Source organism: Streptomyces sp. NBC_00386 (genome assembly GCF_036063235.1).
Taxonomy (GTDB): domain Bacteria; phylum Actinomycetota; class Actinomycetes; order Streptomycetales; family Streptomycetaceae; genus Streptomyces.
The window spans coordinates 577,162-601,981 of record NZ_CP107950.1; the positions used below are offsets into that span (position 1 = coordinate 577,162).

Consider the following 24,820-nt stretch of genomic DNA (forward strand, 5'->3'; position numbering starts at 1 on the left):
GACTCAGAGCGCCGGTTCGGGAAGCTCTCCGGGCTCGACCACGACGACCTCGACACGGGTGCAGCCGACCGCCTCCAGCGCACGCCGACGCCGCGTGGCGGAACGCTTGTCGTAACGGCCCGCGGACGCCTGCGACGCACCGTCCGGGTCGGTCCACATCAGGCTGTACCGGCGCTTCGCAGTCGACATGCAGCCATTCCTCTCTGGCATCACCGGCTCGTACGGGCACACCCGGACCGGTTCACAGTTCATACGATCAAGCAGCTTCACATGCCGGGGACCGCACCGGAAGAACCATCGGGTGTGGCGGAAGTCATCGCTTCGCGAGAGGGACCACCCCACCGGCCCGTCCCGGGGCGGCCAGGAGGGATGGGAACTCTTCTGGATACCGCTGCCGCCGACGGCCGCGTGCGGTCGCGTCGACGAAGCGGCCGGGCGGGCTCGAGCCCACCCCGAGGGCACACCACCTCGTACGCGGCGCCGCACATCGCCGAACTCCTCGCCGGGGCCGGACGAACCGAGGACGCCGTCGCTGTTTCTCGAACAGCATGCGCCGGCCGACAGTCATGCTCTGGCCGCATACCTGATCGGCCTCGGCCGCATCAGCGAAGGCGTGGCCGTCCTCCAGGAGACCAGCCCCCGGTCGACGGTCCGGCCGTCGGCCGGCCCGTGACACGACGAGCGACCGTTCTGAGGCGGTGCACGCACACAACCGGGTACCTCCGGATGCGGGCCGGCAGCCGGCCGACCTCCCGCGAGGCGTTGACGGGTCACCACATTCCGGGCTCCTGAACCTGGATGCCCGCGCCGCCCCGCCGCACGCGGGCTCGCTCCGACCTCACCCTCACCCCGACCCTCACCTCCAGGAACACGATCAAGCCATTTTTCCTTCACACGAACGGCACAACAGGACCTAGAGTGTGCGCGTGACCGAGCAGAACCCCGAACTCATCGCCGGCCGCTACCAGCTGGTCGAACGTATCGGCCAAGGCGGCATGGGCCGGGTCTGGCGTGGCGTGGACCAGCAACTCTTCGGACGGGAGGTCGCCGTCAAGGAGATCCTCTTCCCGCCGGGGATGGAGGACGCCGACCGCGCGACGCTGCTCGGGCGTTTCGCCGCCGAGGCTCGTGCGGCAGTCACTCTCAGCCACCCAGGAATCATCACGATCCATGACGTCGTGGAGCACCAAGGCGCCCCTGTGATCGTCATGGAGTTCGTCCGCGGGCAGTCCCTGGCGGCCGCCATCCGCGGGCAGGGCCGGCTGCCCGTGCGGCGGGTGGCCGAGATCGGCGCCGCCATGCTCGACGCGCTCGCCGAGGCGCACGAGGGGCGGATCGTCCATCGCGACATCAAGCCGGACAACGTACTCCTGACCAAGGACCGGGTGGTCCTCACCGACTTCGGCATCGCGCACCTCGCGGACGCCACGACCAAGCTGAGTCACAGCGGGATCGTCATCGGTACGCCGCAGTACATGTCCCCGGAGCAGCTGGAGGGCAAGCGCCCGACCCCCGCCAACGACCTGTGGGCGCTCGGAGCCACCCTTTACCACGCCGTCGAGGGGCAGCCGCCGTTCGAGGCGGAAGGTCTCCACGCCCTGGCCGTGGCCGTCTTCACCCGCCCGCACCGGCCACCGGTCCACGCCGGGCCGCTCGCGCCCGTGCTGGAGGCGCTGCTCATAAAGGATCCGGAGCAGCGGGTGGACGCCACCGAGGCCGCCGGGATGCTGGCATCGGTGCTGCGTTCCTTCCCGGCCCGGGACGACACGGCCGCCGAGCCGGGGCCGGATCACGAACGCAAGCCCGGGCGCGGTCCCGCCCCGGACGCCGCGACGGAACATGCGCCGCCTTCCGTGCCCCCCAAGCCCCGCCAGCCTCCCAAGGCCTCGACGCCGGGTACGCCGCATGAGCCCACGGTCCTGGACTCCGGGGCGACCCCGGCCGACCCCCGGCCCCGTATTCCGGACCATGACCCCGTTCGGGACCCTCACCCGGTCCCGGACACGGCCCCGGACCACGTTCCGGACGAGCCCCCCGTCCCGAACCAGGACTCCGTCCCGGACCAACCACCCGTTCCGGACCGGGACCCCGTTCGGGACCAGCCTCCCGTCCCGGACCGGCCGACCGACCCGCCGTCGGTCCCCGCACCCACGCCCCCGACCGAGGACCTGGTCTGGCCGGGGACGACGGCCGAGATGAAGACGGGCGAGCCGAAGCCGGTACGGTCCCGCGCCCTCACCCGGCGTTCCGTGGTTCTGGGCGCGGCACTGGCCACGCTCGCGGCCGGTTCCGCCCTGACCTGGACCCTCTCGGGTGAGGACAAGTCACCCGGCGGTGGCGGAGCGGCCGACGGCGCCGCCGCGGCTTCCGCCGTGACGGTGGTGATCGGGGTGGACGCACCGCTCACCGGCGGTATGTCCTCGATGGGCCTCGGCATCCGGAACTCCGCCGACCTCGCGGTCAAGACCGCCAACAAGAAGAGGCTCGTTCCCGGCGTCAAGTTCGAGATCAAGGCCCTGGACGACGCGGCCGACCCCGCCAAGGGCCAGGAGAACGCCGCCGGTTTCGTCTCCGACGCGAAGGTGCTGGGGGTCGTCGGGCCGTTGAACTCCAGCGTGGCCCGGACCCTGGTGCCGCCCCTGGCCCAGGCGGACCTGGTCAACATCTCGCCGGGCAACACCGCTCCCGAGACGACGCTGGGTCCCGACTGGGCGGCGGGCACCAAGTCCCGTCCGTACGACACGTACTTCCGCACGGTGGCCACGGACGTGGACCAGGGTCCGTTCGCCGCCCGCTACCTCCATGCCGAGGGCGGGAAGAGCAAGCTGTACGTCATCGACGACAAGAGCCTCTACGGCACCGGTCTCACCGCCGGTTTCACGGCGGAGTTCAAGAAGCTCGGCGGAACCGTGGTCGGCGCGGAGCAGGTCGATGACGGCCAGACCGATTTCTCCGATCTCGCCGCGAGCGTCCGGGCCTCGGGCGCCGACGCCGTCTACTTCGGCGGCTACTACGACACCGCGGGACCGCTCTCCAAGCAGCTCAAGCAGGCTGGGGTCCGCATCCCCCTCATGGGCGGCGACGGCTTGTTCACCGACGCGTTCCTCACGTCCGGCCCGAAGACCGACGGCGACCTCGCCGTCAACATCGGCGTGCCCGCCGAGGAACTGACGGGCGGGGCGGACTTCCTCGCCCGGTACCGCGATGCCGGTTACACGGACGGCGCCGACTGGTACGGACCGTACGCCTATGACGCGACCTGGAGCATCATCGAGGCCGTGAAGTCGCTCGTGACGGCCAACGGCGGCACGCTCCCCCGGGACGCCCGCGCGAAGATGCAACAGGCCGTGTCCCGGCTCGACTTCGACGGCGTCACCGGCCGCGTCGCCTTCGACGCGTACGGCGACACCCGCAACCGGAGTCTGACGGTGTGCTCGGTGACCGGCGGCCGCTGGACCACCGTGACCAGCGGAGCCGCTCCCTCTTGAGTCCGACAGGCCCAAGGACCGGTACGAGCACCGATACCAGGCGCTCCCGCCAGCACCGCAGGCCAAGGACAGCCGGCCAAGAACACAGAACGCGTTACGGAAGCTGAAAGCCGGTCCGAACGCCAGGGCAACCGCAACCGGCCGCTGGGTGTCTAGGCAGCGTGACACATCACCTGGTTCGCCGTGAGGAAACGGCGAGCCTCATGATCCCGAGGGGGGATTTCATGCGCATCCGCCCGGCCACCGCCGCCGCGTTCCTCGCCACCACCCTTTCCGCGTCCGTGATTCCGGCAGCCGCCCAGGCGGCGGACCAGGCAGCGCCCAGCGACACGACGTTCTCGAACGTCGTCGTCAACGGCGGCAAGGACGTCGTACTCGGCCTGACCACCAAGAAGACCGTCACGATCACGTGGACGGCGACGGACCCGGACGGTGTGACCGCTTCCTGGGCCTACCTGTGGCACGGCCCCAACACCGACGACGCCGACGGCAGACTGCCGACCTACCCGCCGGCGGGTACGTGCACGGTGCCGCCCACCGACCCCACCACCTCCACCTGCAAGGTGAGCTTCGGTGTGGACGCCGCGCGGGACTTCGACGACATCGGCCTCGCCGGCACCTGGAAGGTGCTCGCCGAAGCGCAGGACACCAACGACGACTGGACAGCCGTCGATGTCGCCGGCACAGCGCGGTTCAAGCGGTACGCCAAGCTCACGGTGAACGCCTCGCCCGAGCCGGTGAAGGCGGGCAGAACCATCACGGTCACCGGCAAGCTGACCCGCGCCAACTGGGAGACCGGCACCTACACCGGTTACGAGGGCCGGTCCGTCCAGCTCCAGTTCCGCAAGAAGGGCAGCTCCACCTACACCACTCTGAAGACCGTCACCAGTGGCGGCAAGGGAACGCTGAAGACCACCACGACGGCCAAAGCGGACGGCTACTTCCGCTTCCTCTTCACCGGCACCTCCACCACCGGCCCCGCCACGGCGACGGGCGACTTCGTCGACGTCAGGTGATGGTGCCAGTTCGTCCCGGGCGGGGGCGGGACGGACCGGAGCGGATCCTGGACCACCAGCCGTGCCGGGGGCCGGAGGTCGGTGTCGGTCCGTGTCGGTCCAGCCCCGCCCCCGCAACGGCTGATCGTGTCGCTACTGCTGGTCGCGCGCGGCGAGCCGTTCGGCGACCTCGGTCCTGACCGTCTCGCGCAGTTCGTCCGGCGTGAAGCCGAGACCGCGCAGGACCTGCGCCGCCGTGCTCTCCCCGGCGCGGATCAGGCCCAGCAGCATGTGTTCCGTGCCGACCCAGTCGTGGCCGAGGTCCACCGACGCCTGGCGTGCCTGCTCGATGGCCTCCTTGCTCTCCGGACGGAACGCGATGTGACCCCGCAGCGCCTTCTCCCCGGCCGGCGGCATCGCCTCCTCGATCACGTCGCGGACGCGCTGCTCCGACTCGGCTTTCGCCAGCAGCAACTCGTACGCCATGCCCTGCGGTTCACCGAGCAGGCCGAGCAGGAGGTGTCCGGTGCCGATGAAGTCGTGCTTGTACGTCCGGGCGGCTTCCTGCGCCAGCACGATGCTGTGCCGGTTCAGGTTGGTGAACCGCTCGAAGGGTGCGGGCGCGTGGCGTTGCTGGGCGGCCTGCTTGGACACCCCGATGGCGTCGCCGATCTGGGTCCACGACGCGCCGGTCCGCTTGGCCTTGCTGACGTAGTGGTCGATGAGCTGGTCACCGAGGTCGGACAGTGTCTGGGCGCGAAGTCGCGCTTCGCTGATGCGGGACAGTTCGTCGGCTTCGGGAAGTTCCTCGTCGAGTCGGGCGATCAGGTCGGCGAGGCTGATGTCGAGTGGACTCATGCGTCAATCTTAAGTTGACGATGCAGGGTCGTCAACTTGTAATTGACGATTATCCCGGTTCCGCGCGAAGCCGGTCGATCGACCGTCGGCGACGCACCCTCCGGGTCGAAAATCATCCAGGCCCGCCTCCCGTCGTACCCTCACGACGCCCGGAACCCCCATGACCCCCATGACCCATGCGCCGCCGTCCCCGAAGGACCCGCCCACCGCGTCACCGTCACCGCCCCGGCCGCCGAGCGTCGCGGGGTTCCGGGGCAGGGGCCGGTACCAGATCGAGTTCCCGCTGAACGCGGACGGCTCGACATGGAGCAACATCGTGCTCACCTACGTCCAAGGGGACGGGACGTGGATCTGGCTGTACGACTGCCGGCCCAACGCCCCGGTCTCCGGCACCGGCCTCGGTTCCGTCGCCATGGCGTGCGACGTCGACCACGAGGGTTCGCCCGTCGGGGCCCGGGGCACGCACACCTCGGACGACACGGTCGAACTGGTCGTCGACGATCGCCCGGAGGACTCCGGCACGTACCACCGTGTGTAGGCACCTACCACCGTACGCAGCGGGGTCCGACCGGCCGCGAAACCTGCCCGTCTCGCCCTCCGAGGGCTCCGGTCACCGGCTCGGGAGAGAGCGGGGCAGCCCGAACCACGGGAGCACGCTGTTGTCGAAACGGGTCATGGCGCAGATCCGATCGCCGGCGAGCGTGAGCACGTAGAGGCCGACCCCGTGGCTGATGCCGCCGGGAGTGCGCAGGTAGGCCCCGAAGGCCGGCTGGCCGTTGGCCCGCGACGGGACGAGGTCGAACCTGCGGCCGGCGTCGAACAGGCCGGCGCAGAAGCGGGCCACGATGTCCCGGCCCTGGTATTCGAAGGGCATCGGTGGCATCGACATGAAGACGTCGTCGGTCAGGAGGGCCACCAGTGCGTCGACATCCGCGGACTCCCACGCGCGGACGAACCTCCCGACGATTCCTTCCTCGGCGGGTGAGCCGGCGGCGGGAGGCGGTTGGTGTCCGACGGCCGCCGACCGGCTGCGTCGCAGACCGGCGCGTGCTCGCTTGAGGGCGCTGTTGACCGAGTCGACGGTCGAATCCAGCATGTCGGCCACTTCGCTCGCCCTGAACCCCAGGACGTCGCGCAGGACGAGGACGGCGACCTGGCGGGGCGGCAGGGCCTGAAGGGCGGTCACGAAGGCCAGCGAGACGGATTCTGCCTGCTCGTAGCGCGCCTCCGGGCCGAGCGGCGCCTCGGCCGCGTCCTCCAGGAGGGCGCCGGGAAACGGCTGCAGCCATACGATCTCGCCGAGCCGGGTCGGCTCGGGCGGTTCAACCCCTGGCACATCCCACTCCTTGACCGGGCGCCGGGCGGCCGCGCGGCGCGCGTCGAGACACCGATGGGTGGCGATCCGGTAGAGCCAGGTGCGCAGCGAAGCGCGTCCCTCGAACCCGGCAAGGCTTTGCCAGGCGGTCAGCAGCGTGTTCTGAAGAGCGTCCTCCGCGTCCTCGAAGGATCCGAGCATGCGATAGCAGTGCACCTGAAGCTCTCGAAGGTGCGGCTCGGTCAGCTCCCTGAACGCGTCACCGTCCCCGGCTCGCGCCCTTTCGATCAGTTCGGCTGCCGCCATCGTCACCGTCTCCTTCTTTCCGCGCCCTGCCGCGCTTCCATCCTGTACAGGCGCCGGACGGGTGGGGAACTGGGCGGTCGGGCGGCGCCCAGTTCTCCACCCGGCCGGCGCCTGTACCTACGTGGCCGACGACAACGTCGGCACGAGGAGGGATCGGACATGGGAAAGATCGTGATGAGCGGGCCGCAGAACGTCTCGCTCGACGGAGTGGTCCAGGACCCGGACGGCAAGGAGGGCTTCGAGCTGGGCGGCTGGTTCACCCGGTTCGGCGGTGAGGATCTCGCCGAATGGAGCAAGATCGCGCTCGAGGAGGCGCTGTGCGCCGAGGCCTGGCTACTGGGCCGCAAGAGCTACGAGTTCTTCGGGGAGCGGTGGCGGCCCCGTGGCGGCGAGCTGGCGGACCGGTTGAACAGCATGCCCAAGTACGTGGTGTCCTCGACGCTCGAAGAACCCGACTGGGACAACTCGACAGTCCTGAAGGGCGACGTGGTGACCGAGGTCGCGAAGCTGAAGCGGGAGCTGGACGGAGAGATCGTCGTCCCGGCCAGCTACCGGCTCGGTCGTACGCTGATCGAGCACGACCTCGTCGACGAGGTGCGGATGGTCGTCTTCCCGGTCGTGCTCGGGGCCGGCGAACGGTTCTTCGGCGAGGCCCCGAGCACGAAGCCCCTGCGCTTGGTGGAAGCCAGGACCATCGGTGACGGCCTGGCCTTCCTCACCTACGAGTTCGTCCGGAACTCCTAGCCACCGAGCGGCCGGTCGGTGAGTCGGGCCCGGGGCTCAGAGTGCCGGTTCGGGGAGCTCGCCGGGCTCGACCACGACTACCTCGACACGGGTGCAGCCGACCGCCTCCAGCGCACGCCGACGCCGCGTGGCGGAACGCTTGTCGTATCGGCCGGCCGAGGCCTGCGACGCACCGTCCGGGTCGGTCCACACCAGGCTGTACCGACGTTTCGCAGTCGACATGCAGCCATCCTCTCTGGCATCACCGGCTCGTAGAGGCGCGCCCCGGCCGGTTCATGGTCCATCCGGTCCCGCAGCTTCACATACCCGGAGCCGTACCGGAAGGATTGGCAGAAATTGATACCTCATGGCGCGGTCGGCGGGGTGTCATTCCAAGGGTGCTTCGGGGATCTGGGTGGGGCCGTGGCGATCGAGGGCGTCTTCCAGTTCGGCGCGGATGTCCGGGGGGATGTCGCCTTCGCGTCCCCAGACCAGGATCAGTTCGGCGACGTTGCGGAGCTTGATGTTGGTGTGCTGCGAGACGTCCTTCAGTACGGCCCAGCCCTGGTCCGGGGACACCCGGCCGAGAGCGACCACCATCCCGATGGCCTGGTCCACGACGGCGTGCGATGTGACAGCCTCCTTCAACTGCTGGACCTCCGCCTCAAGTTCGACAACGCGGTCACTCTCGTCGTGCGATGCACTGGATCCCGGTTCCATGAGCCCATCCTCCTGACTCGACCGGCGCGATGCCACCAAGGGCACGACGGCAGCGGCGCATGTCCGGGAACCTTCCCGGGAGTTGTGGACCAGCCTGCCTGTCGGCCGACGCACGCCGTGACGGGCCATGGCGTCGGCACTCGCTTCCCCCGCAGCGCGAGCCCTGACGTGGCGAGAACCACTGCCGCGGCGTACAACCATGTCGCCGATCTCTGATCGTTACGTCAAGCGACTCTAACGGGCTGGCAAAGACCGCTGGTTGTGGGCTTGAATGCGGCTCGGCGCGACCGTTGTCGTGGACGCGCCCATGAAGACATGAGGGTGGGAACGAACGTGAAGTCAGTTCCGGGGCGCGTCCTGGTGGGTATCGGCGTGATGGCGGCGCTCGCCGCGACGGCCGCGTGCGGCGGGCAGGACACCGGCAGCGAGAGCAAGGGCGACAGCGGCAGCTCGAAGAAGCCGGCCGCCACGGCGAAGCCCGCCGTCGAGGAGGAGCTGAAGCCCCTCACCGAGGCGCAGTTGACGAAGGCCGTGATCACCAAGGCGGACCTCAAGGGATACCGCGTCGGCGACACTCCCGACGACGAGATCCCGGAGGTGAGCGTTCCCGCGAATCCCGCCAAGTGCCAGGCTCTCGCCGACATGTTCCTGCTGGGCACCGAGCCCGACGCGACGGCCCGTGTGTCCCGCTCGGTGACGAGCCTGACGGCGACCGATGCCACGGTGCTGCGCGTCGGTCTGCTCGCGCAGAAGGAAACGGACGCCAAGAAGGTGGTCGCGGACCTGCGCACCCAGAGCGGGACGTGCGGCTCCTACGAGCACACCGACTACCACTACACCGGGGTCAAGCCCGCGAAGGCCCCCGCCCTCGGTGACGAGGCGGTGTCGTACACGATGACCAGCGACATCGACGGAACCAAGATCCCGATGACCTACACGGTGGTACGGAGCGGTTCGACCCTGGCCGTCTTCTACGCGATGAACATCCTGGGCGGGAAGGCCCCCGAGGTGCCGACCAGTGTCGTCGAGGCACAGGTCACGAAGATCAAGAAGACCGTCTGACGGTCCCTGCCCCACATCCGCGAAGGGCCTCACAGCATGTCTGCGGGGCCCTTCGCCGCAGGCACGCCCATCGGGTCGCGGCGGCCCGGCCCGAGCAGACCGCGTGCGAAACCGTCCTGCCGATCATCACCGCCCCGTGCACGCGCGGGTTCCCGCACCGCGATCCGGCGGCTTCCCGCGAAGTGCGCGCGGCGCACCGTTCCGAGGAGACCGGCGACCGGGCAACGGCCGATACGGCAAGGCCACATCTGTCGAACCGGCCTTTAGAATCTGCCTGTTGATTCCCTCACACGCCCCGGCATCCCTGCCCCACCGTCCCGACCCGACGTCCGCTCACGACGGCCGATCACCTCGTCGGCTCCTGGCCCCGCCCGCTCATGGCGCCCCTACGACCGCGCCACCGGTCGCCGTCGAGCCCAGCCGCCCCTTCCGCCATCTGACCGCACTCCCTACGACCAAGGAGCACAGGATGCAGGATCGGCCCGAGGATGTCCCGGCGCAGCACCAGGCGCAGACCTCACCCCAACCGCAGGCGCAGCAGCAGCCGTTGCCCCAGCCAAGACCCGAACCTACTCCGGGCCCGAACCAAGGCGCGACGCCGACGGTCACCTACGGGGCTCCTCCCGCCTACCCTCCGACCCAGCAGTACGCGTACGGACAACCGCTCGGCTTTCCCCCGCCGTCCGGCGGCAAGGGCACCGCGGGGCGCGCGGTGCTGTGGGCGGCGGTCGGTGCGGTGGCCGCCTCCGCGCTGTGGGCCGGAGGAATCCTCGTTCTCGGCCCGTTGGGCGACAACGCCGATCTCGCGGGCTACCGGGCCAAGGCCAATCTCTGCTCCGCGGTCGACTACACCGCCTTGAGGACCGAATACGCCGAGGAGGACAACCTCCCCACGCACAGCGCGCTGAAGCACAAGGCGATCGATCAGAGTTACTGCAGCATCTCCCTGAAGACGTCCTCCAGTTCCTCCTACGCCGATGCGTACCTCTCGGTGGAGATGGACCTGCACAAGACGACCGACCCGGCCCCCGAGTTCACGGCCGTGTGGTCCGAGTACGCCCAGCGGTACGAGGACTACGAGGTCGAGGAGGTTTCCGGCTTCGGTGACGAGGCGTATCTCGTGACCGAGGACACCACGTCCGGCTCGGGAACCAGCGGCAGCCGGGCGGTGATCCTCGCGGTGCGCGACGGCTGGATGACCTACCAGATGAGCTGGAGCACCTACTCGTCCTCCTACGAGACGACCACCCCGCCCGAGATCGGCGAGGTCTCACGGTGGGTGAAGACCGACACCCGCTCGACCTTGGAGAACCTCCGGCCGGAATGACCGGACATCCGGAGGAGACCCCCGTCCCGCGCGGCACGGGACAGGGCCTTCCCGTACGACCGCACGCGTGCGAGAAGCGTGGTCCGGCGTTCCGTCAGCGGGCCGCGAGGGATCAGAGGCTCTTCCATTCCTGTGCCGCACGGGCCAGGTGTTCCCACACGGCGGCGAGAGCGGGGCTCGCCGGCATGTCGCGCCGGGACGCCAGGTACAGGGTGTTCAACGGCTCGACCTCCGGCCGGTGCATCTGCACCACCTGACCCGCGGCCAGCGCCGGAGCGGCGAGGTAGCGGGGCAGCACGGAGATGCCCATGCCGGACACCACCGCGGCCAGTACGGAGCGCAGGTCCGGGACGACGACGGCGACCTGATTGGGGGGCCGCCGCCCGAACTCGCTGCGCCAGTACCGCCGGATGATCGGAAGATCGGCCGCGTAGGCCACCAGCGGCATGGGGGCCAGTGCGGCGACCGGGTCCGTCGCCAGCCGCTCCCGGTCCACGGCGTGCGCCAGCGCGGGCGGCCCCACCAGGAGGAACTCCTCGTCCACCAGCGGTGCCACCGACAGCCCCTCCTGCCGGGGGCGAACCGCGGAGACGACCAGGTCGAGCCTTGCCGCCGTCAGCGCCGCCAGCAGTTCCCCGGCCAGGCCCAGCGTCACCCGGATCCGCAGTCCGCGGGCCGAGAGCGACGCCAGGGCGGGAAGCACCTGAAGGGCCATCACCTCGGCCGCTCCGCCGAGGTGAATCGTGCCCTCCAGCATGCTGTCCTCCCCCGAAGGGGCCAGGGCGCTACGCAGCCCGTCGACGTGCAGGCCGACGCGGGCGGCCAGCGCCGCCGCCCGGGGCGTCGGCCGGGCTCCTTTGCTCGACCGCACGAACAACGGCTCGCCCAGTTGCTCCTCGAGACGGGCGAGCTGTCCGGTGACCGCCGGCTGGCTCACGCCCAGCCGCGCGGCCGCGGCGGAGAGCGAACCGGTGCGGTAGATCTCGAGGAACGTCGCCAGTAGGTCCAGGCCGGGCATGGGCACCTCCGTCCATCACTGCATCCATCACTGAGCTTATGAAAGGCTCCGGTGGATCCAATCCTAGTGATGGACTCGGTGCCCGGGCACGGCCACCGGTCGTGCGACGCCTCACGGCACATCCGCGGGAAACGGGCCACCCCTGCTCCATAACTCTTCTTATGGCGCGGCGGAGGCGGCAGGGCATTTCCGTGATGAATGCTGGGGTTGTCCTGAGCACCGCGGTACTGCGGTCCGCAGGGCCCCGGTACCGCCTCCAGAGTCGCCCCACAGATAAGAGCAGGTATTCCGATGTCGAAGATCCTCATGATCGTCTCAGCCGCCGACAGCCTGGTCCTGGCCGACGGATCCACCCATCCGACCGGCTTCTGGGCCGAAGAGGTCGCCGTCTCCCACAAGGTGCTGCGTGCCGCCGGAGCACAGGTGGACATCGCCACCCCCGGGGCTGTCCGCCCGACGGTGGACGCCCTCAGCCTCGACTCCCGCGGCGGTGTGTCCGAGGCCGACGCCCAGGAGTTCCGTGCCTACCTCGACACCATCGCCGACCAGCTCTCCAGCCCGCTGAAGCTGGCGGACGTACGCCTGAGCGACTACGACGCGCTCTACATTCCCGGCGGTCACGCGCCGATGGCGGACCTCGCTCACGACACCGATCTCGGTCGGCTCCTCAATGAGGCCGACGCCCAGGGCACGATCGTCGCCGCGCTGTGCCACGGCGTCGCCGCCCTGCTCAGCGCCACCACGCCGGACGGCGGCTTCACGTACACGGGCCGCGCCCTCACCTCCTTCGCCGACGAGGAGGAGCGCCAGGGAGGCCTCGGCGACAACACCCCCTTCTACCTGGAGAGCGTGCTGCGCGAGCGTGGTGCCACGGTCGAGACCGGGGCACCGTGGAGCAACAAGGTCGTCGTGGACGGCAAGCTGATCACCGGCCAGAACCCCCAGTCCAGCACGGGTACGGCCGAGGCCACCCTGAAGGCACTGGCCGGCCGCTGAGTCGTGCCCGGGCTCAGCCCGGGCTGACAGCCGCGGAGGCGTGACCCGCCTCCGCGGCGTTCGGCGCGCCTCGTCGGCGGTTCCCGGAACCGGATGGTCCGCCGGGCGGAAGCCCCTCCAAGTTCCCTTCCATGGGAGGCTGTTGGCGGTCGTTCGCAGTGGAGCAGCGGACCGCGAGGGGGATCGTCAGGTGTCATGTCCGACGAGCGGGACGGCGGAGGCACTGTCATGAGCGGCGCGATGGCGTGGATCGCCACCGGCTGGCTGCTCGGTTTCGGCGCGGTCCACGCCGCGCTGTACGCGGCATGGTGGCGACGTACACGGCATGAGCGGAAGTTCCTGCGTGGCATCCGGGCAGCGGATGTGGAGCCGATACAGGCGGCATGGTGGCTCGGCGCCTCGTGGGAGGGCGCGTCAGCCCAGCAGGAAAAGTACGCGGCAGAGGTGGCCGCGAGCCTGCTGATCCTGGCCGGGGACGCCGAGATCGACAGCGGTGGTCGGATCACCGTGCCGCACAGGCGGTTCCGCGGTCAGAAGGATCCGGTCCTCGCCGCACTCATGAGACTCGTGCACCTCCACAAGGGGGCCACGGTGGACGTACTGCTCACCGACCCTCGTTTCCAGCGTTTCCGGAAGGTTCTCCAGACCCGTCGTGCGCCCCTGCGCAGCAGGTTCGGCTCCTACCGCTTCCCCGCCCTGACCGCGGCCTTCGTCACGGCGTTCGGCATGTCCATGCATGCGATGATCATGCGCTGCGCCGTCCCCGGGCTGCCCGGTCGGGACCCTGGCTGGTGGACCATGGCATGGATGCCGTTGTGGGCCGTGCTGGCCGCCGTCGCGGCGATCTGGCCCCAGGAGATGGCCCGTCCCTGGCCCCGGTTCACCCGCCGCTGCCGCACCGCCGTCACCCGGGCACTGGCCAGCCAGAATTCGGACACGCGGTTTCGGATGTCCATCGGCGCGTCGGGCCCGTCCGGCCGACGCCCGCGGGACGGCACGGCCGTCGCGCGGCCCCGGGCCACAGCACGTGCCATCGGCCGCACGCCACCCTCGTACGACCTCGATCTCGACCTGGCCACGGGATCGGAAGCCCACCACGACGGCCCGGACAGCGGGGACTTCGGCGGGGGCGACTGAGTCCTGCCGCACTTCCACAATGAGGACACCGCCGAGTTCGTCTGCCGCGTCCTCTTCGACCCACGCACCGCCCGTTCACGATGGCCCGCTCTTTCGCCACCCATTGGTTCATGAACTCCCGGGAAGCGGGCTGACCGGCCTCGCCGCGAACAGCATCCACGGCGAGGCCGGTCAACGCTTACGGGCGGCGAAGGACCTCCCATGCACCGCCTGTGTGCCTGCAAGAGGGCGTTTTATCCTGTTGTTTCATCCCAGATTGCCTGGTTGGGGTCGGTTCAGGTGCCGCGCCAGCTCGGGGTGGATTCCGCGGTCAGGCGTCGTGTCATGAGGTTGATCATCCCGAGGTGGCCCATGGCTTCGGAGCGATGTGGCTTGGCTTCGTAGTCGCGTGCCAGGCGGCGGTGGTTCATCAGCCAGCCCAGGGTGCGTTCGACCGTCCAGCGGCGGGGCAGGACGGTGAAACTGCCCAGCAATCAGAACAAGCACCGTTGCAGTACTAGAGCTTGTCTGAGGCCGAAGGGCCGGGAGGATGATCCACCTTGGTGATCGGCAGGATCGGCAGACCGGAGGCGATGGGATGTTGCAGGTTCTGTACAGCGGGGAGACCAGAGAGCTCAAGCTCTCCGGGGCGCGTCCAGAGCTCTTGGCGCTCGGACACCTGCTGCGGGGGAAGGCCGGAAGCTGCGCCCCGCTTGGGCTCGGAGACTGCACGATGGCCGGTATGACGTGGCTCGCCACCACACCCCGCAGCGGGCACATCGCCCCCGCGAGCTGGCCATCCCCAGTGGAGCCCCGCACCCCGACAGGGCGCGGGGCTCCACAACTCAAAGAGCCCCCGTCTTCCTCAGGTGGCCGAGGTGGCGGTCAACCTGTGCCACCTCTTCTCGGGAAAGGGCCACAGGGTCCCACTGCCGGGCATCGCCGTGGGCGATGAACTCTTCGGGCAACTCGATCCCGTAGTGCTGCACGTAATCAGCCGCGTCGAGTCGCCAGAAGAATCGCCCGTCGCTCATGATGGCGGTGCCGCCGGGCCGGGAGAACTTGTTGCCCAAGACGTCCTCCGAGAATCCCATCAAGGCAATGATGGGAGTACCGGAGCGAAGGTACTCGACGATCCTTCCCCGTTCCTCTTTGGAAATAGCGCCCACCCACTGTCGGAGCTCGTTGGCATTTTCTGAAAAGGCGGACTGGCTCGCGATCCTGCCGAATATCCCCAAGGGGGCGACGTTTGTCATGCAAATCTTCCAGACCGTAGGTGCGACCTCTTCGGCGGGTAGAGGAGGGCCCGACTACCCGCCGAAGAGTGGAGACATCACAATATTTCTAGTCGTAGACTACTGGCTACCGCATTCCCCAGGGCACTGGATCGCCTTGGGAACCGTTCGGCCACTCCCGCACGGTGCCCGCGACGGGATCGAGGTCCACCTGATGCTTACTGGCGCCAGTGACCTTTACTCCCATGGCTTCCGCGAGCTCTTCAGCGGAACCGCATGCGGCATGGCAGGAGACGATCTGAATGGGTCCTCCCCCTGTAACTCGGATTCTCTCGGACGAGCTGGGCGATTTGCTCGGGATGGGCGATAAGGCCGTCCACTCGGAAATTGCCAGCCTCGTCGCCATGGACAATCACGTCGTGCCCCTTGGCGCCGGTCGATCGCATAAAATTCTGGATCGTGTTGACGTCATCGCCGATGGCTGTGGCGGTCTCGCTGTATCGGACCTTGCTGCCAGCCCACGTGAAGGAGGCACCAGCAGCCCCCGCTGTCAGGCTTCCGCCGGACGCGCCGCCGGTCGCCATCTCCGCGATTTCCGCGGCACACGCCGGCGCCGTAGCCAGGCATCCCTCGCCCACGACGACAGCCACCGGAGCGGCGACCACTGCCGCGGCCACGCCCACGACAACGCCCAGAACGATCTTCTGCCAGATTGCGAGCTTCGGCGTATCCGGAAGGTCGTTAGCCTTCGGGTCGTAGTAGGGATTCGTTCCCATCGCCCAACAGGATCTGCACTGTGATCCGTCTCTTCGCTCGGGCTTCGGGTCAGGCCCCTTCTTGAACGTGATCTGCGCCGACTTGTGGCCGGCGTCCGTGTAGATGGTGACGGTCATGGTGCCGCTTCCGGTACCGCCGCCCGCCTTCTGGTACTTAAAGTTCTGGGTGTAGGTCTGGGTGGAGTGGTACACCCAGGTCCCATTGGAGCCCATCGTCATGTAGTCGTGGTAGGTGCCGCCCTTGCCGTCGTTGCACCCGCGCTCGCAGTCCGTGATCGGTCGCAGGCCGGTGGGGTCGGACATGGTGACCGGTGTGTTGTTGGCGTAGGCGTAGCCGTTGAGGGACTCGTGGTCCTCGAGGGCGAGAACGGGGTCGACGGAGAGGAAGCGTCCGCTGGCCGGGTCGTACTCGCGGGCGCCGATGTGGGTGAGTCCGGTGTCGGCGTCGGCTGGTTTACCGAGGAAGCCCTTGTCGTCGGGCCAGGTCGACGGTGTCGTGCCGCGTGTCTCACCGAAGGGCTTGGTGTAGCGGCGGGTGACGGCCTGGGTGGTGGCGTCCACGGTCATCGAAGCGGTGCCGTGGTGATCGTCGACCATCCAGGACAGGCCGGTCTCGGTGCGGACGGCGGTGGCATCGCCGGCTGGGTAGTAGCGCTGGGCGGTGAACTTCGCGGACCGCGTCGGCGTTCCACTTCGCGCGGGCGAGCAGGTGCTGCAGGCCGTGCAGGGTGACGTCCCCGGCGTGCTCGGCGATCGTCCAGCAGTTCTTCCGTGGCAGGTCTGCCAGCAGGCCGAGCACCAACTGCCGGGCCCGGCACCGGGGTTCGACCCGGCCGAACCGGCCCATCAGGGCCGCGAACGCCTCCCGCCATCGGGCAGGCACTACGCTGTTCCCCGCGGCCACCGCGGGATCTTCTGTCTTCACACACCGATAATCACCGGTGACCGCAGCCATTCCCGCACCAGCCCCCACCACCGAGATCGCGACCTACGGGCGTTCGGTGAGCAACTCCACCAGGCGGGCGGCGAATTCGGTGAGCCAGTCCAATCGTGGTCCGCTGCGGGCGATGCGGAATCCGGTGCTCGCGGCAGCGCGCGTCGGCCGCGGCAGACCATGACAGCAGGTCGCCATCCGAGGTCGTGACCTATGGCGCGAAGCCGGTCTCCCGGTCTGCGGCAGCGATCTGGTCGTGGAAGCGTTTGTGGACCCAATGACGCTCGCCGAGCAGGTTCACCTGCCCCCATCGGCCAGAGACCGGACCAAGTCGGGTATGGCGTGGCATCGCGCCCGCCAGACGTTGTGGACTGGCGCCGCCGGACAGCTTGCTGCTGTCCAACACGTAGATGGCGTCCTGAGTGACCGCCAAACACCGGTACTTGTTCCAGAACATCGTCAGGCCAGTGAGATAAGTGATGACAAAGAACCAGAAGTTCGGCGCGCTCTGGCAGATGAATACCTGCCGGATCTCGCTGCCGGCGGGCAGGAACGGTGCCGAGCGCTGCACTAGGTCCTGCCGCGGCTCGGGGTCGCCCCGGCCGGTCTCGTCAGCGGTCATACCGCCCTGCCTTCCCTGTCGCACGTATCCGCATTCACGAGGCTGTCACGTCACCGGGGTGTGTCGCTTGCGTGTGGGCCTGCACGGCACTGCCGCGTGACAGGATGCCAGGTCACGATCTACGGCTGGAGTACTAATACTCCAGCAGCACTTTGACGTTTTCCCTGTTCAGGGGCGGTTTGGGTGAGTGTAGTGGGCTGATTGCTGGCCTGTGTTCTCTTTCCCGGGCCGCCCCTCGATCGTGTGCAGCCGCCGTCGGTAGTGGCAACGCTCTGGGCAGCCTTCGGGCGTGATTGACGAGCGTGCAGTTGAGATCTGGAACGACGAGCTCGAGGAACTGTTCCTGCGTACCGGACACCGCTTCAAGCGCGTCGAGCCGCGTCGCAGGATGCGTGACTACATCCGTGGATTGATGGGCCCGGTCGGCCGAAAGAACGGGTGGCAACTGGCCGAATACGCTGGACACCAAACCCCTGACCGCCTGCAGCGGCTCCTCAACGGCGCTCGCTGGAACGCCGACGAGCTCCGCGACGACCTCCAGGGCTACGTAGCCGAACGACTCGGCGAGCCCGACGGCATCCTCGTCCTCGACGACACCGGCTTCCTGAAGAAGGGCACCACTTCGGCCGGCGTGCAACGGCAGTACTCGGGCACCGCCGGCCGCACCGAAAACTGCCAGATCGGCGTGTTCGCCGCCTACGCCACCACACGCGGACGCGCCCTGGTGGACCGGGAGTTGTATCTGCCCAAGTCCTGGACGGATGACCGCGACCGCTGCCGCGCCGCCCACATTCCTGACGAGCGCACCTTCGCCACCAAGCCTGACCTGGCCAAGGCCATGGTGCTGCGGGCGATCGCCTCTCCCCTGCCGATCGCCTGGGTGACCGCCGATTCTGCCTACGGCCAGGAGTGGCGCTTGCGCCGCATGCTGGAAGAGACCGCCGTCGGCTACGTCCTGGCCGTCCCGAAGTCCCAGCAAGTGCCGCACTTCGGACGCATCGATCACCTCTTCTCCCAGGCACCGGGCGAGGCATGGGAGAGACGTTCGTGCGGTGACGGCGCGAAGGGCCCGCGCTTCTACCACTGGGCTGCCCTGCAGATCACGTCCATCGAGGACTTCGACGGCGACATGCCCACCCACCAGCGGTGGGCACTGGCCCGCCGCAGCATCAACAAGCCCGACGAGATCGCCTACTACCTCGCCCATGCACCGCTCGGCACCACGATCGAGACCCTGGTCCGTGTCGCCGGGATGCGCTGGGCCATCGAGGAAACCTTCCAGGCCGCGAAGAACGAATGCGGCCTGGATCAGTACGAAGTCCGCCGCTACACGGGCTGGATGCGGCACGTCACTCTGGCCATGCTGGCGCATGCCTTCCTGGCCGTCATGGCCGCCGACGCCGCGGCAAAAGGGGCAGCAGAAACGGTTCCTGCCTTGCGCCCCTCACCGTGGCAGAAGTTCGGCGGCTCCTGGCAACTGTCCACTCACCCACGGCTCGCCAGCCCCTCATCAACGCACGCGCACTGAGATGGTCACACTGGCGCAGACGACGCCAAGCCGTCGCCCGACAATGCCACTACCGACGACGGCTGCACACGATCGAGGGACGGCCCGGGAAAGAGAACACAGGCCGGCAATCAGCCCACTACACTCACCCAAACCGCCCCTGAACAGGGAAAACGTCAAAGTGCTGCTGGAGTACTAACGAGTTGGTGCGTGATAGCGGGTGGGCATGCTCTCGTGGTGAGGGGCATGGTCGATCGGGCGGTGTTGGCGCATCCGTTGTTCACGGGCATATCGATGGTGCATCTGGCGTCGCTGGTTGAGGAGTTGGCCCGTCCCTGGGCAGCTGCGGCGGAGGGTCGCCGGGGGCGAGTGCGTGGTGGAGTGCGAAGGCGTGCGCCTGGTGCGGGTGCTCAGTACCGGCTGGTGTTCGTAAACCGGCTGGTGGTCACCCTGATCCACCTGCGGCACGATCTGCCTCACGCGGTTCTGGGTGTGCTGTTCGGTGTCGATCGCTCGACGGTCACCCGGCCGTCGGTGAGGTGCGCCGACTGCCGGCGGAGCGGGGCTTCGCTGTTCCTGACCGTCCTGGCCTGCGACTTCGAACGCTGAGGGATGTGTTCTCTTACGAGCTGGTGCGTGATAGCGGGCGAGGTGTGTTTCTCCCGGTGGTGGCTGTTGTCAGCCGGTGGTGCGGTCGGAGACGAGGCTCGCGATGGCTCGGTAGGTGGCGGGCAGGGTCGAGGCGTCGGCCAGCGTCCGCGCCGTCGCCGCCCGATCGGCGGCCGAGATCCCCGACCCGGTGCCCGCCGCGTCCGCGGAGACGGTGTAGGCGGTCGTACTGATCGGATCCGTGCCCGGGGCGGGCTCCACCATGAGCGGCAACCGGAGCCGGTCGGCGATCTCTCCCGTCATCGGGACGCAGATCAGCCCGCTGGTGAAGCGGACGAAGAAGCCCATGGTCTCCGCGGTGGCGAACTGGGCCGCCATGACCAGGTCGCCCTCGTTCTCCCGGTCCTCGTCGTCGACCACGATGACCGGGCGCCCTGCCCGCAGTTCACCGACGGCGACGGCGAGGGGGTCAAGCGGCCGTCGCTTCCCAACTGATGTCACTCTGTCCAGCCCTTCTCGATCTTGATCTTTCGGCGTTGACATCGGTCGGCCGGTGGTCCGGCTTGAGAAGCGGCACTCCGACAGGCGAGTCGGCAGATGAACGGCCCCTGCTGGTAAGGGCTGAGAGCCATCTGCACGACCCTCTGACCGCCGGTGCGCACACCGGCGCATGGACAATGACTGCGGGTGTTCTCGTACGCCGGACAGGAGCGGATGGCTCTCCCGAGCCCGCTCTTGATCCCTCCCGTTCAGCTTCGGCCGGTGATCCGTTACCGGGGCTCTTGCAGAAAGCCCCGGCGTTCACGCCGGGGACGAACGCATCTCAAGGCTGCTCTGACGTGCACTTGAGAGCGGGCGACGCTTCGTCACAAAGACCCAAGTGAGCACGCATCGCCGAAATGACGTGTCTGCCACACCTGCAGCCGTTCTGACCACCTATGGGAGTCAACCCTCGTAGGGTCGTGGGTGTGCAGCTTCGTTACAACTACCGGGCTTATCCGGATGACCTGCAGCGTCGTGCGCTGGCGGGTGTGTCCGTGTGGTGTGGAACGACTGCCTGCGTGACCGGAAGCAAGCGCACGCGGCGGGACTGCCGTATGTGAAGTCGGCCGAGTTGTCCCGGCTTCGCATCACGTTGGCCAAGCGCACCGAGGAACGTGCCTGGCTCGCGGAGGTGTCTGCGGTCGTCCTGCAGCAGTCCCTGCGGGACCTGGACACCGCCTACAGGAACTTTTTCGACTCGATCAGGGGCAGGCGGCAGGGCCGCAGGGTCGGCTCTCCCCGCTACAAGTCGAGGAAGGACACCCGGCAGTCGATCCGTCTCAACACCAACGCCTTCCGCCTCCAAGGCGACGGCACGGTGTATGTGGCCAAGGTCGGCAACCTCAAGGTCACGTGGTCCCGCCTGCTCCCGGCCGCACCCACGTCGCTGACCGTCACCAAGGACAGCTCCGGCCGCTACTTCCTCAGCTTCGTCGTGGACACCGAGCCGGACATCCTGCCCCACCTGGAGGCCGACACCGGTCTCGACCTCGGCCTGTCCGCCTTCGCCGTCCTGTCCGACGGCAGCAAGATCGACAGTCCCCGCTTCCTGCGCCGGGCCGAGAAGAAACTCAAGCGCCTTCAGCGGGAGCTGTCCCGCAAGACCCGGGGGTCAAAGAACCGGTCCAGGGCCCGGATCAAGGTCGCACGCCAGCACGCCAGGGTGGCGGACCGGCGCCGGGACTGGCACCACAAGGCATCCACACAGATCATTCGCGACAACCAAGCGGTGTTCGTGGAAGACCTTGCGGTGTCCGGCCTGGGGCGTACCCGGCTCGCCAAGTCCGTGCACGACGCGGGATGGTCCGCGTTCGTCACCATGCTGCAGTACAAGGCGGTCAAGCACGGCCGCACCTTCGCCAAGGTGGCCCGGGCCTTCCCGTCCTCTCAAGTCTGCTCGGCCTGCGGATTCCGGGACGGCCCCAAGCCCCTGCACGTGCGGGAGTGGACGTGCGGCAAGTGCCACGCCGTCCACGACCGCGACCACAACGCAGCACGTAACATCCTGTTCGAAGGACGCCGCATCGTCGCCGCCGGACGGGCGGAGACGCAAAACGCCTGTGGAGTGCCGGTAAGACGGGCACACCTGCCCGCACAGCGCGTTGAAGCAGGAAGCCACCGGAAGGGTCAAACGACCCAGGCCGAAATCCCTGGACTTTAAGCCAGGGAGCACGTCAAGCTGCGGCCCGTCGATCACGAAGGAAAACATGTTCAAGCGACTTGCCACGGCCGCGGTGACGGCTGTTCTGATAGCCGGGCTGGGTGCGTGCGGCAACGGGACTGACGTCCACGACAAGGGGGCGGACCGCTCGGCCGGCGTCGGCCAGGACAGCGGGAAAGCCGCCGGGGAACGCCGGCCGGACACGGCCGCCTCGGCCGACGCGAGCGTCTTCGGCCTCCGTGACGAGATCCGCCACCGCGCGGCCCTCACCACCCGGGCCAAGCGGCCGCACATGACGAAGAAGTGCACCACGGCCACGCGGCGGGTCAAACACACGACAAGCACCGGCTCGGGTACCAAGCGGCGTACCCGCACCTGGTATTCGACCGAGCACTCCAAGAGCTGCAAGCAGGTCCGCAGCGGAACCGAGACCTACACGCGTGTCGTCCGGCGGGAGCAGTGGTGTGTCAGCCTGGACGACGTGAGCGGCGACAGGAACAAGGACGACGTCTGGTACCAGGTCAGCAGAACGACCTACGACGCGGCCATCGGCACGGACCAGCATGCGCGCATGGACTTCACCCCCAAGGACACCGGCTGCTGACCCGGAATCACGCGCCGGGCCGGCCGAACCGGGCCTGAAGAAGGACGAGTACGAGCGCGCCCGGACCAGGGTCCCGGCGCGCTCGCGTCCGCCGTCCGGCGAAGCTGTCATGATCTGCGTCGCCCGAGGCGAAACCGGTCCACCGGCGCCGGGCGACAGCCCCGGACCCCCGAACGGCCCCGGACGGCACAGGTAACGAGACACACCGAGGACGGGCGCCCCACCGGCCCCGCCCGGGCGGTTCATCCGTCCGGACGCGTCCCGTCCTGCAACGGGAAGGCCATCACGCTCACGCCCAGCGGGACAGTGCCCGGCGTGTGCGGCGGCCGGGCCGCTTCGTGGAGCTCGGTGGCGAGCTCGACGAGTCGCCGCCGGACGTTGTCCCAGGTTTGGGGATCCACCCACAGCTCGGCGTCCACGGTGACGCCCTCACTTCCCTCCGCACGCCGCCGGGCACGTTCCCGCAGGGTGTGCGTCATGGTCTCGGCCAGCATCGGGGTTCCCTCGTGCTGGTCGGAGAGTGGTGTGCCCTGGACGGTGCGGTAGCGGCGCTCCCTGCCGCCGCGACGGGTGCGTTCCTCCGCCAGCTCGACCAGACCCACCGTGTCCAGGCGCCGCAGGTGCTGGCTGGCCAGCGCGTGAGAGATGTCCAACTCGCGGGCGAGCTCGGCGGCCGACATCGGCCCCGGCCACATGAGGCTGAGCATCCGCAGCCGCAAGGGGTGGGCGAGCGCGCGCAGCACGGGATCGGTTTCGGTCACGCGAGCCAGTAAAGCGCATGCCCGGCACCGGTGAACCATTACCGCCAAGCAAATGATTGGGGGTAGGTTGTGCCGCCGGGCGCACTGAAGGGCGAGGGCATGCACTGGAACACGCTGAAGGTCTTCCGGGACCGCAACGCGCGTCTCTATCTGGGCGGAGTGATCGTCTCCGGTTTCGGCGACTCGGCCATGGCGCTGGCCGCCGGAATCTGGGTCAAGACGCTCACCGGTTCCAGCAGCCTCGCCGCGCTCGTCGGCTTCTGCATGTGGCTGCCGACCTTCGCGGGACCCGTGATCGGTACCGTGGCGGACCGGGTGCGCCGACGTCCGCTTCTGGTCGCGACCAATCTGGCCCTGGCCGCCGTCATGACCGCGCCCCTCTTCGTGCGTTCACAGGAACAGGTCTGGCTGCTGTTCGCCGTGCTGACCCTCGTCGGAACGGGCATGGTGCTCACGGACGCGGCCGAGACCGCCCTGGTGGCGGCCGCCGTGCCGGACGAACTGCGCGGCGACTTCAACGGCCTGGTGCTCACCGCCCTCGAGGGCATGAAGCTGCTCGCTCCGCTGGCCGGCGCGAGCCTGTTCACCGCGTTCGGCGGTCCGACCGTGGCACTGCTGGACGCGGCCAGCTTCGTCCTGGCCGCGGCCGCCTTCAGAATGATCCGGGTGCGGGAAGCCCTGCCCGCGCCCCGCACCAGGCGGCCGTGGACCGCCGGGACCGCCGAAGGCGCCCGCTACCTGCGGCGGCACCCGGCACTGCGTTCGCTGGTCATCACCAGCGGCACGACCATGATGCTGGCCGGCGTCAGCAGCACGGCCACGTACGCGATGCTCGACGCCGGGCTCCACCGGTCCCCGGCCTTCGCGGGCGTGCTCACCTCGCTCCAGGGGCTCGGCTCGGTCGTCAGCGGGCTGGCGGCCGGTGCGCTGATGCGTCGTATACCTGAGCGCACCTTCTCGGCGGCCGGACTCGCCCTCTTCGCGCTCGGCGTGCTGGCGCGGGCGACTCCCTGGCTGCCCGTCACGCTCGGCAGCAGTCTGCTCATCGGCCTGGGCATGCCCTGCCCACTCATCGCGGCACTGACGGCCGTCCAGAAGTACACCCCGTCCGAGTTGCTCGGCAGGGTCGCGGCGACGGCCGGCACCGTGATGTACGCGCCCACCGGGCTCGCCCTGCTCCTGGGCTCGGGCATGGTGGCCGTCTTCGACTACCGGGTGCAGCTCCTCGCCGCCGGCATGTCCGGTCTGGCCGCGGCATCCGTGCTCACCATAAAAGGCCGCGCCGAGCGGGTCGCGACATCGGTCGGCACCCGGGCCATGCCCGAAGCACAGGAAATGTGACGCCGCGCAGCATGCGCGATGCCGTACGTCGCGTGCGGTGCACACGGCCCCGCACACGACGTACGGCGAACAGGCCCGCCCGGCGGCCACGACCGGTACCGGCACATCGGTCGCCGCACACGGCCCCGGACCGCGTGGCCCTCAGGTGCGGAGATTCCTGGTGGGGGTGCGAATGCCGTTACTTGGACGTAATGGTTCCGCAACCTTGACTGTATTGGTCCAGTCCAATAACGTCACCCCCGCACAGAACCCCACAGCAATCAACTCCCCCCAACCGTCACCCTGTTGACGGACAATCACCCCC

The 24,820-nt window shown here is 68.7% G+C and carries 21 protein-coding genes and 5 pseudogenes; 13 read left to right on the top strand and 13 right to left on the bottom strand.

Annotated elements, in window-relative coordinates; all coding sequences use genetic code 11:
- Positions 1-3: 3 nt before the first annotated feature.
- Positions 4-189 (bottom strand): hypothetical protein, encoded by a 186-nt coding sequence (locus tag OG780_RS02250; protein WP_328444084.1) that lies wholly within the window; start codon positions 187-189, stop codon positions 4-6.
- A gap of 737 nt (positions 190-926) precedes the next feature.
- Here OG780_RS02250 and OG780_RS02255 point away from each other — a divergent pair.
- Complete coding sequence (locus tag OG780_RS02255; RefSeq protein ID WP_328444086.1) at positions 927-3,488, top strand: bifunctional serine/threonine-protein kinase/ABC transporter substrate-binding protein; 2,562 nt, start codon at positions 927-929, stop codon at positions 3,486-3,488.
- Positions 3,489-3,712: 224 nt separating this feature from the next.
- Positions 3,713-4,504 carry a hypothetical protein gene (locus tag OG780_RS02260; RefSeq protein WP_328444088.1) on the top strand — a complete coding sequence of 264 codons (792 nt, stop codon included), beginning with the start codon at positions 3,713-3,715 and terminating at the stop codon, positions 4,502-4,504.
- 132 nt (positions 4,505-4,636) lie between these two features.
- Here OG780_RS02260 and OG780_RS02265 read toward each other — a convergent pair whose 3' ends face one another.
- Positions 4,637-5,341, bottom strand: a complete 705-nt coding sequence (locus tag OG780_RS02265; RefSeq protein WP_328444090.1) for a Clp protease N-terminal domain-containing protein — start codon at positions 5,339-5,341, stop codon at positions 4,637-4,639.
- Between the two features lie 169 nt (positions 5,342-5,510).
- On the opposite strand from OG780_RS02265, the gene OG780_RS02270 reads away from it, so the two are divergent.
- Complete coding sequence (locus tag OG780_RS02270; protein ID WP_328444092.1) at positions 5,511-5,879, top strand: hypothetical protein; 369 nt, start codon at positions 5,511-5,513, stop codon at positions 5,877-5,879.
- Between the two features lie 72 nt (positions 5,880-5,951).
- Here the strand turns inward: OG780_RS02270 and OG780_RS02275 are convergent, their stop codons facing one another.
- Positions 5,952-6,962 (bottom strand): sigma-70 family RNA polymerase sigma factor, encoded by a 1,011-nt coding sequence (locus tag OG780_RS02275; protein ID WP_328444094.1) that lies wholly within the window; start codon positions 6,960-6,962, stop codon positions 5,952-5,954.
- Between the two features lie 159 nt (positions 6,963-7,121).
- Here OG780_RS02275 and OG780_RS02280 point away from each other — a divergent pair, with 159 nt between their 5' ends.
- Positions 7,122-7,706 (top strand): dihydrofolate reductase family protein, encoded by a 585-nt coding sequence (locus tag OG780_RS02280; protein WP_328444096.1) that lies wholly within the window; start codon positions 7,122-7,124, stop codon positions 7,704-7,706.
- 36 nt (positions 7,707-7,742) lie between these two features.
- On the opposite strand, the gene OG780_RS02285 is transcribed toward OG780_RS02280, so the two are convergent.
- Together OG780_RS02285 and OG780_RS02290 are read right to left on the bottom strand one after the other, a co-directional pair.
- The gene (locus OG780_RS02285; RefSeq protein WP_328444098.1) at positions 7,743-7,928 is read right to left on the bottom strand and encodes a hypothetical protein; all 186 of its coding nucleotides are present in this window, start codon (positions 7,926-7,928) and stop codon (positions 7,743-7,745) included.
- Between the two features lie 144 nt (positions 7,929-8,072).
- Positions 8,073-8,405, bottom strand: coding sequence for an ANTAR domain-containing protein (locus OG780_RS02290; RefSeq protein ID WP_328444100.1), 333 nt, complete (start codon positions 8,403-8,405; stop codon positions 8,073-8,075).
- Between the two features lie 333 nt (positions 8,406-8,738).
- On the opposite strand from OG780_RS02290, the gene OG780_RS02295 reads away from it, so the two are divergent.
- Together OG780_RS02295 and OG780_RS02300 are read left to right on the top strand one after the other, a co-directional pair.
- Positions 8,739-9,467: a hypothetical protein gene (locus OG780_RS02295; protein ID WP_328444102.1), complete on the top strand. Its 729-nt coding sequence runs from the start codon at positions 8,739-8,741 to the stop codon at positions 9,465-9,467.
- 469 nt (positions 9,468-9,936) lie between these two features.
- Positions 9,937-10,794: a hypothetical protein gene (locus tag OG780_RS02300; RefSeq protein ID WP_328444104.1), complete on the top strand. Its 858-nt coding sequence runs from the start codon at positions 9,937-9,939 to the stop codon at positions 10,792-10,794.
- Positions 10,795-10,906: 112 nt separating this feature from the next.
- Here OG780_RS02300 and OG780_RS02305 read toward each other — a convergent pair whose 3' ends face one another.
- Positions 10,907-11,812 carry a LysR family transcriptional regulator gene (locus OG780_RS02305; RefSeq protein ID WP_328444106.1) on the bottom strand — a complete coding sequence of 302 codons (906 nt, stop codon included), beginning with the start codon at positions 11,810-11,812 and terminating at the stop codon, positions 10,907-10,909.
- Positions 11,813-12,103: 291 nt separating this feature from the next.
- Between OG780_RS02305 and OG780_RS02310 the strand changes: the two genes are divergently transcribed.
- Together OG780_RS02310 and OG780_RS02315 are read left to right on the top strand one after the other, a co-directional pair.
- Entirely contained in the window at positions 12,104-12,808 is a 705-nt protein-coding gene (locus OG780_RS02310; RefSeq protein WP_328444108.1) for a type 1 glutamine amidotransferase domain-containing protein, read from the top strand.
- Between the two features lie 195 nt (positions 12,809-13,003).
- Positions 13,004-13,945, top strand: coding sequence for a hypothetical protein (locus tag OG780_RS02315; protein WP_328444110.1), 942 nt, complete (start codon positions 13,004-13,006; stop codon positions 13,943-13,945).
- A 275-nt stretch (positions 13,946-14,220) separates the two neighbouring features.
- Here the strand turns inward: OG780_RS02315 and OG780_RS02320 are convergent.
- The 5 genes and pseudogenes from OG780_RS02320 to OG780_RS02340 form a co-directional block, all read right to left on the bottom strand.
- Positions 14,221-14,406 (bottom strand): annotated as a pseudogene (locus tag OG780_RS02320) (IS5 family transposase); the annotation flags it as partial.
- Between the two features lie 363 nt (positions 14,407-14,769).
- Positions 14,770-15,180 carry a hypothetical protein gene (locus OG780_RS02325; protein ID WP_328444112.1) on the bottom strand — a complete coding sequence of 137 codons (411 nt, stop codon included), beginning with the start codon at positions 15,178-15,180 and terminating at the stop codon, positions 14,770-14,772.
- Between the two features lie 488 nt (positions 15,181-15,668).
- Positions 15,669-16,616: pseudogene (locus tag OG780_RS02330) on the bottom strand (RHS repeat-associated core domain-containing protein); the annotation flags it as partial.
- A pseudogene (locus OG780_RS02335) lies at positions 16,603-16,839 on the bottom strand (IS701 family transposase); the annotation flags it as partial. The pseudogenes OG780_RS02335 and OG780_RS02330, both read right to left, overlap by 14 nt.
- A 241-nt stretch (positions 16,840-17,080) precedes the next feature.
- Positions 17,081-17,491: a hypothetical protein gene (locus OG780_RS02340; RefSeq protein WP_328444114.1), complete on the bottom strand. Its 411-nt coding sequence runs from the start codon at positions 17,489-17,491 to the stop codon at positions 17,081-17,083.
- A gap of 313 nt (positions 17,492-17,804) precedes the next feature.
- On the opposite strand from OG780_RS02340, the gene OG780_RS02345 reads away from it, so the two are divergent.
- The gene (locus tag OG780_RS02345) at positions 17,805-19,019 is read left to right on the top strand and encodes an IS701 family transposase (protein WP_443062292.1); all 1,215 of its coding nucleotides are present in this window, start codon (positions 17,805-17,807) and stop codon (positions 19,017-19,019) included.
- Between the two features lie 225 nt (positions 19,020-19,244).
- Positions 19,245-19,624, top strand: a pseudogene (locus tag OG780_RS02350) (helix-turn-helix domain-containing protein); the annotation flags it as partial.
- A 52-nt stretch (positions 19,625-19,676) separates the two neighbouring features.
- Here OG780_RS02350 and OG780_RS02355 read toward each other — a convergent pair.
- Positions 19,677-20,108, bottom strand: a complete 432-nt coding sequence (locus tag OG780_RS02355) for a 3,4-dihydroxy-2-butanone-4-phosphate synthase (protein WP_328444116.1) — start codon at positions 20,106-20,108, stop codon at positions 19,677-19,679.
- Between the two features lie 467 nt (positions 20,109-20,575).
- Between OG780_RS02355 and OG780_RS02360 the strand changes: the two are divergent.
- Both OG780_RS02360 and OG780_RS02365 read left to right on the top strand, forming a co-directional pair.
- Positions 20,576-21,810 (top strand): annotated as a pseudogene (locus OG780_RS02360) (RNA-guided endonuclease InsQ/TnpB family protein).
- A gap of 46 nt (positions 21,811-21,856) precedes the next feature.
- A complete protein-coding gene (locus tag OG780_RS02365) occupies positions 21,857-22,414 on the top strand; it encodes a hypothetical protein (RefSeq protein WP_328444118.1) in 558 nt (185 codons plus the stop codon).
- A 242-nt stretch (positions 22,415-22,656) separates the two neighbouring features.
- On the opposite strand, the gene OG780_RS02370 is transcribed toward OG780_RS02365, so the two are convergent.
- Entirely contained in the window at positions 22,657-23,175 is a 519-nt protein-coding gene (locus OG780_RS02370; RefSeq protein ID WP_328444120.1) for an ArsR/SmtB family transcription factor, read from the bottom strand.
- Positions 23,176-23,274: 99 nt separating this feature from the next.
- Between OG780_RS02370 and OG780_RS02375 the strand changes: the two genes are divergently transcribed.
- The gene (locus OG780_RS02375; protein ID WP_328444122.1) at positions 23,275-24,516 is read left to right on the top strand and encodes an MFS transporter; all 1,242 of its coding nucleotides are present in this window, start codon (positions 23,275-23,277) and stop codon (positions 24,514-24,516) included.
- Positions 24,517-24,820 lie beyond the last annotated feature (304 nt).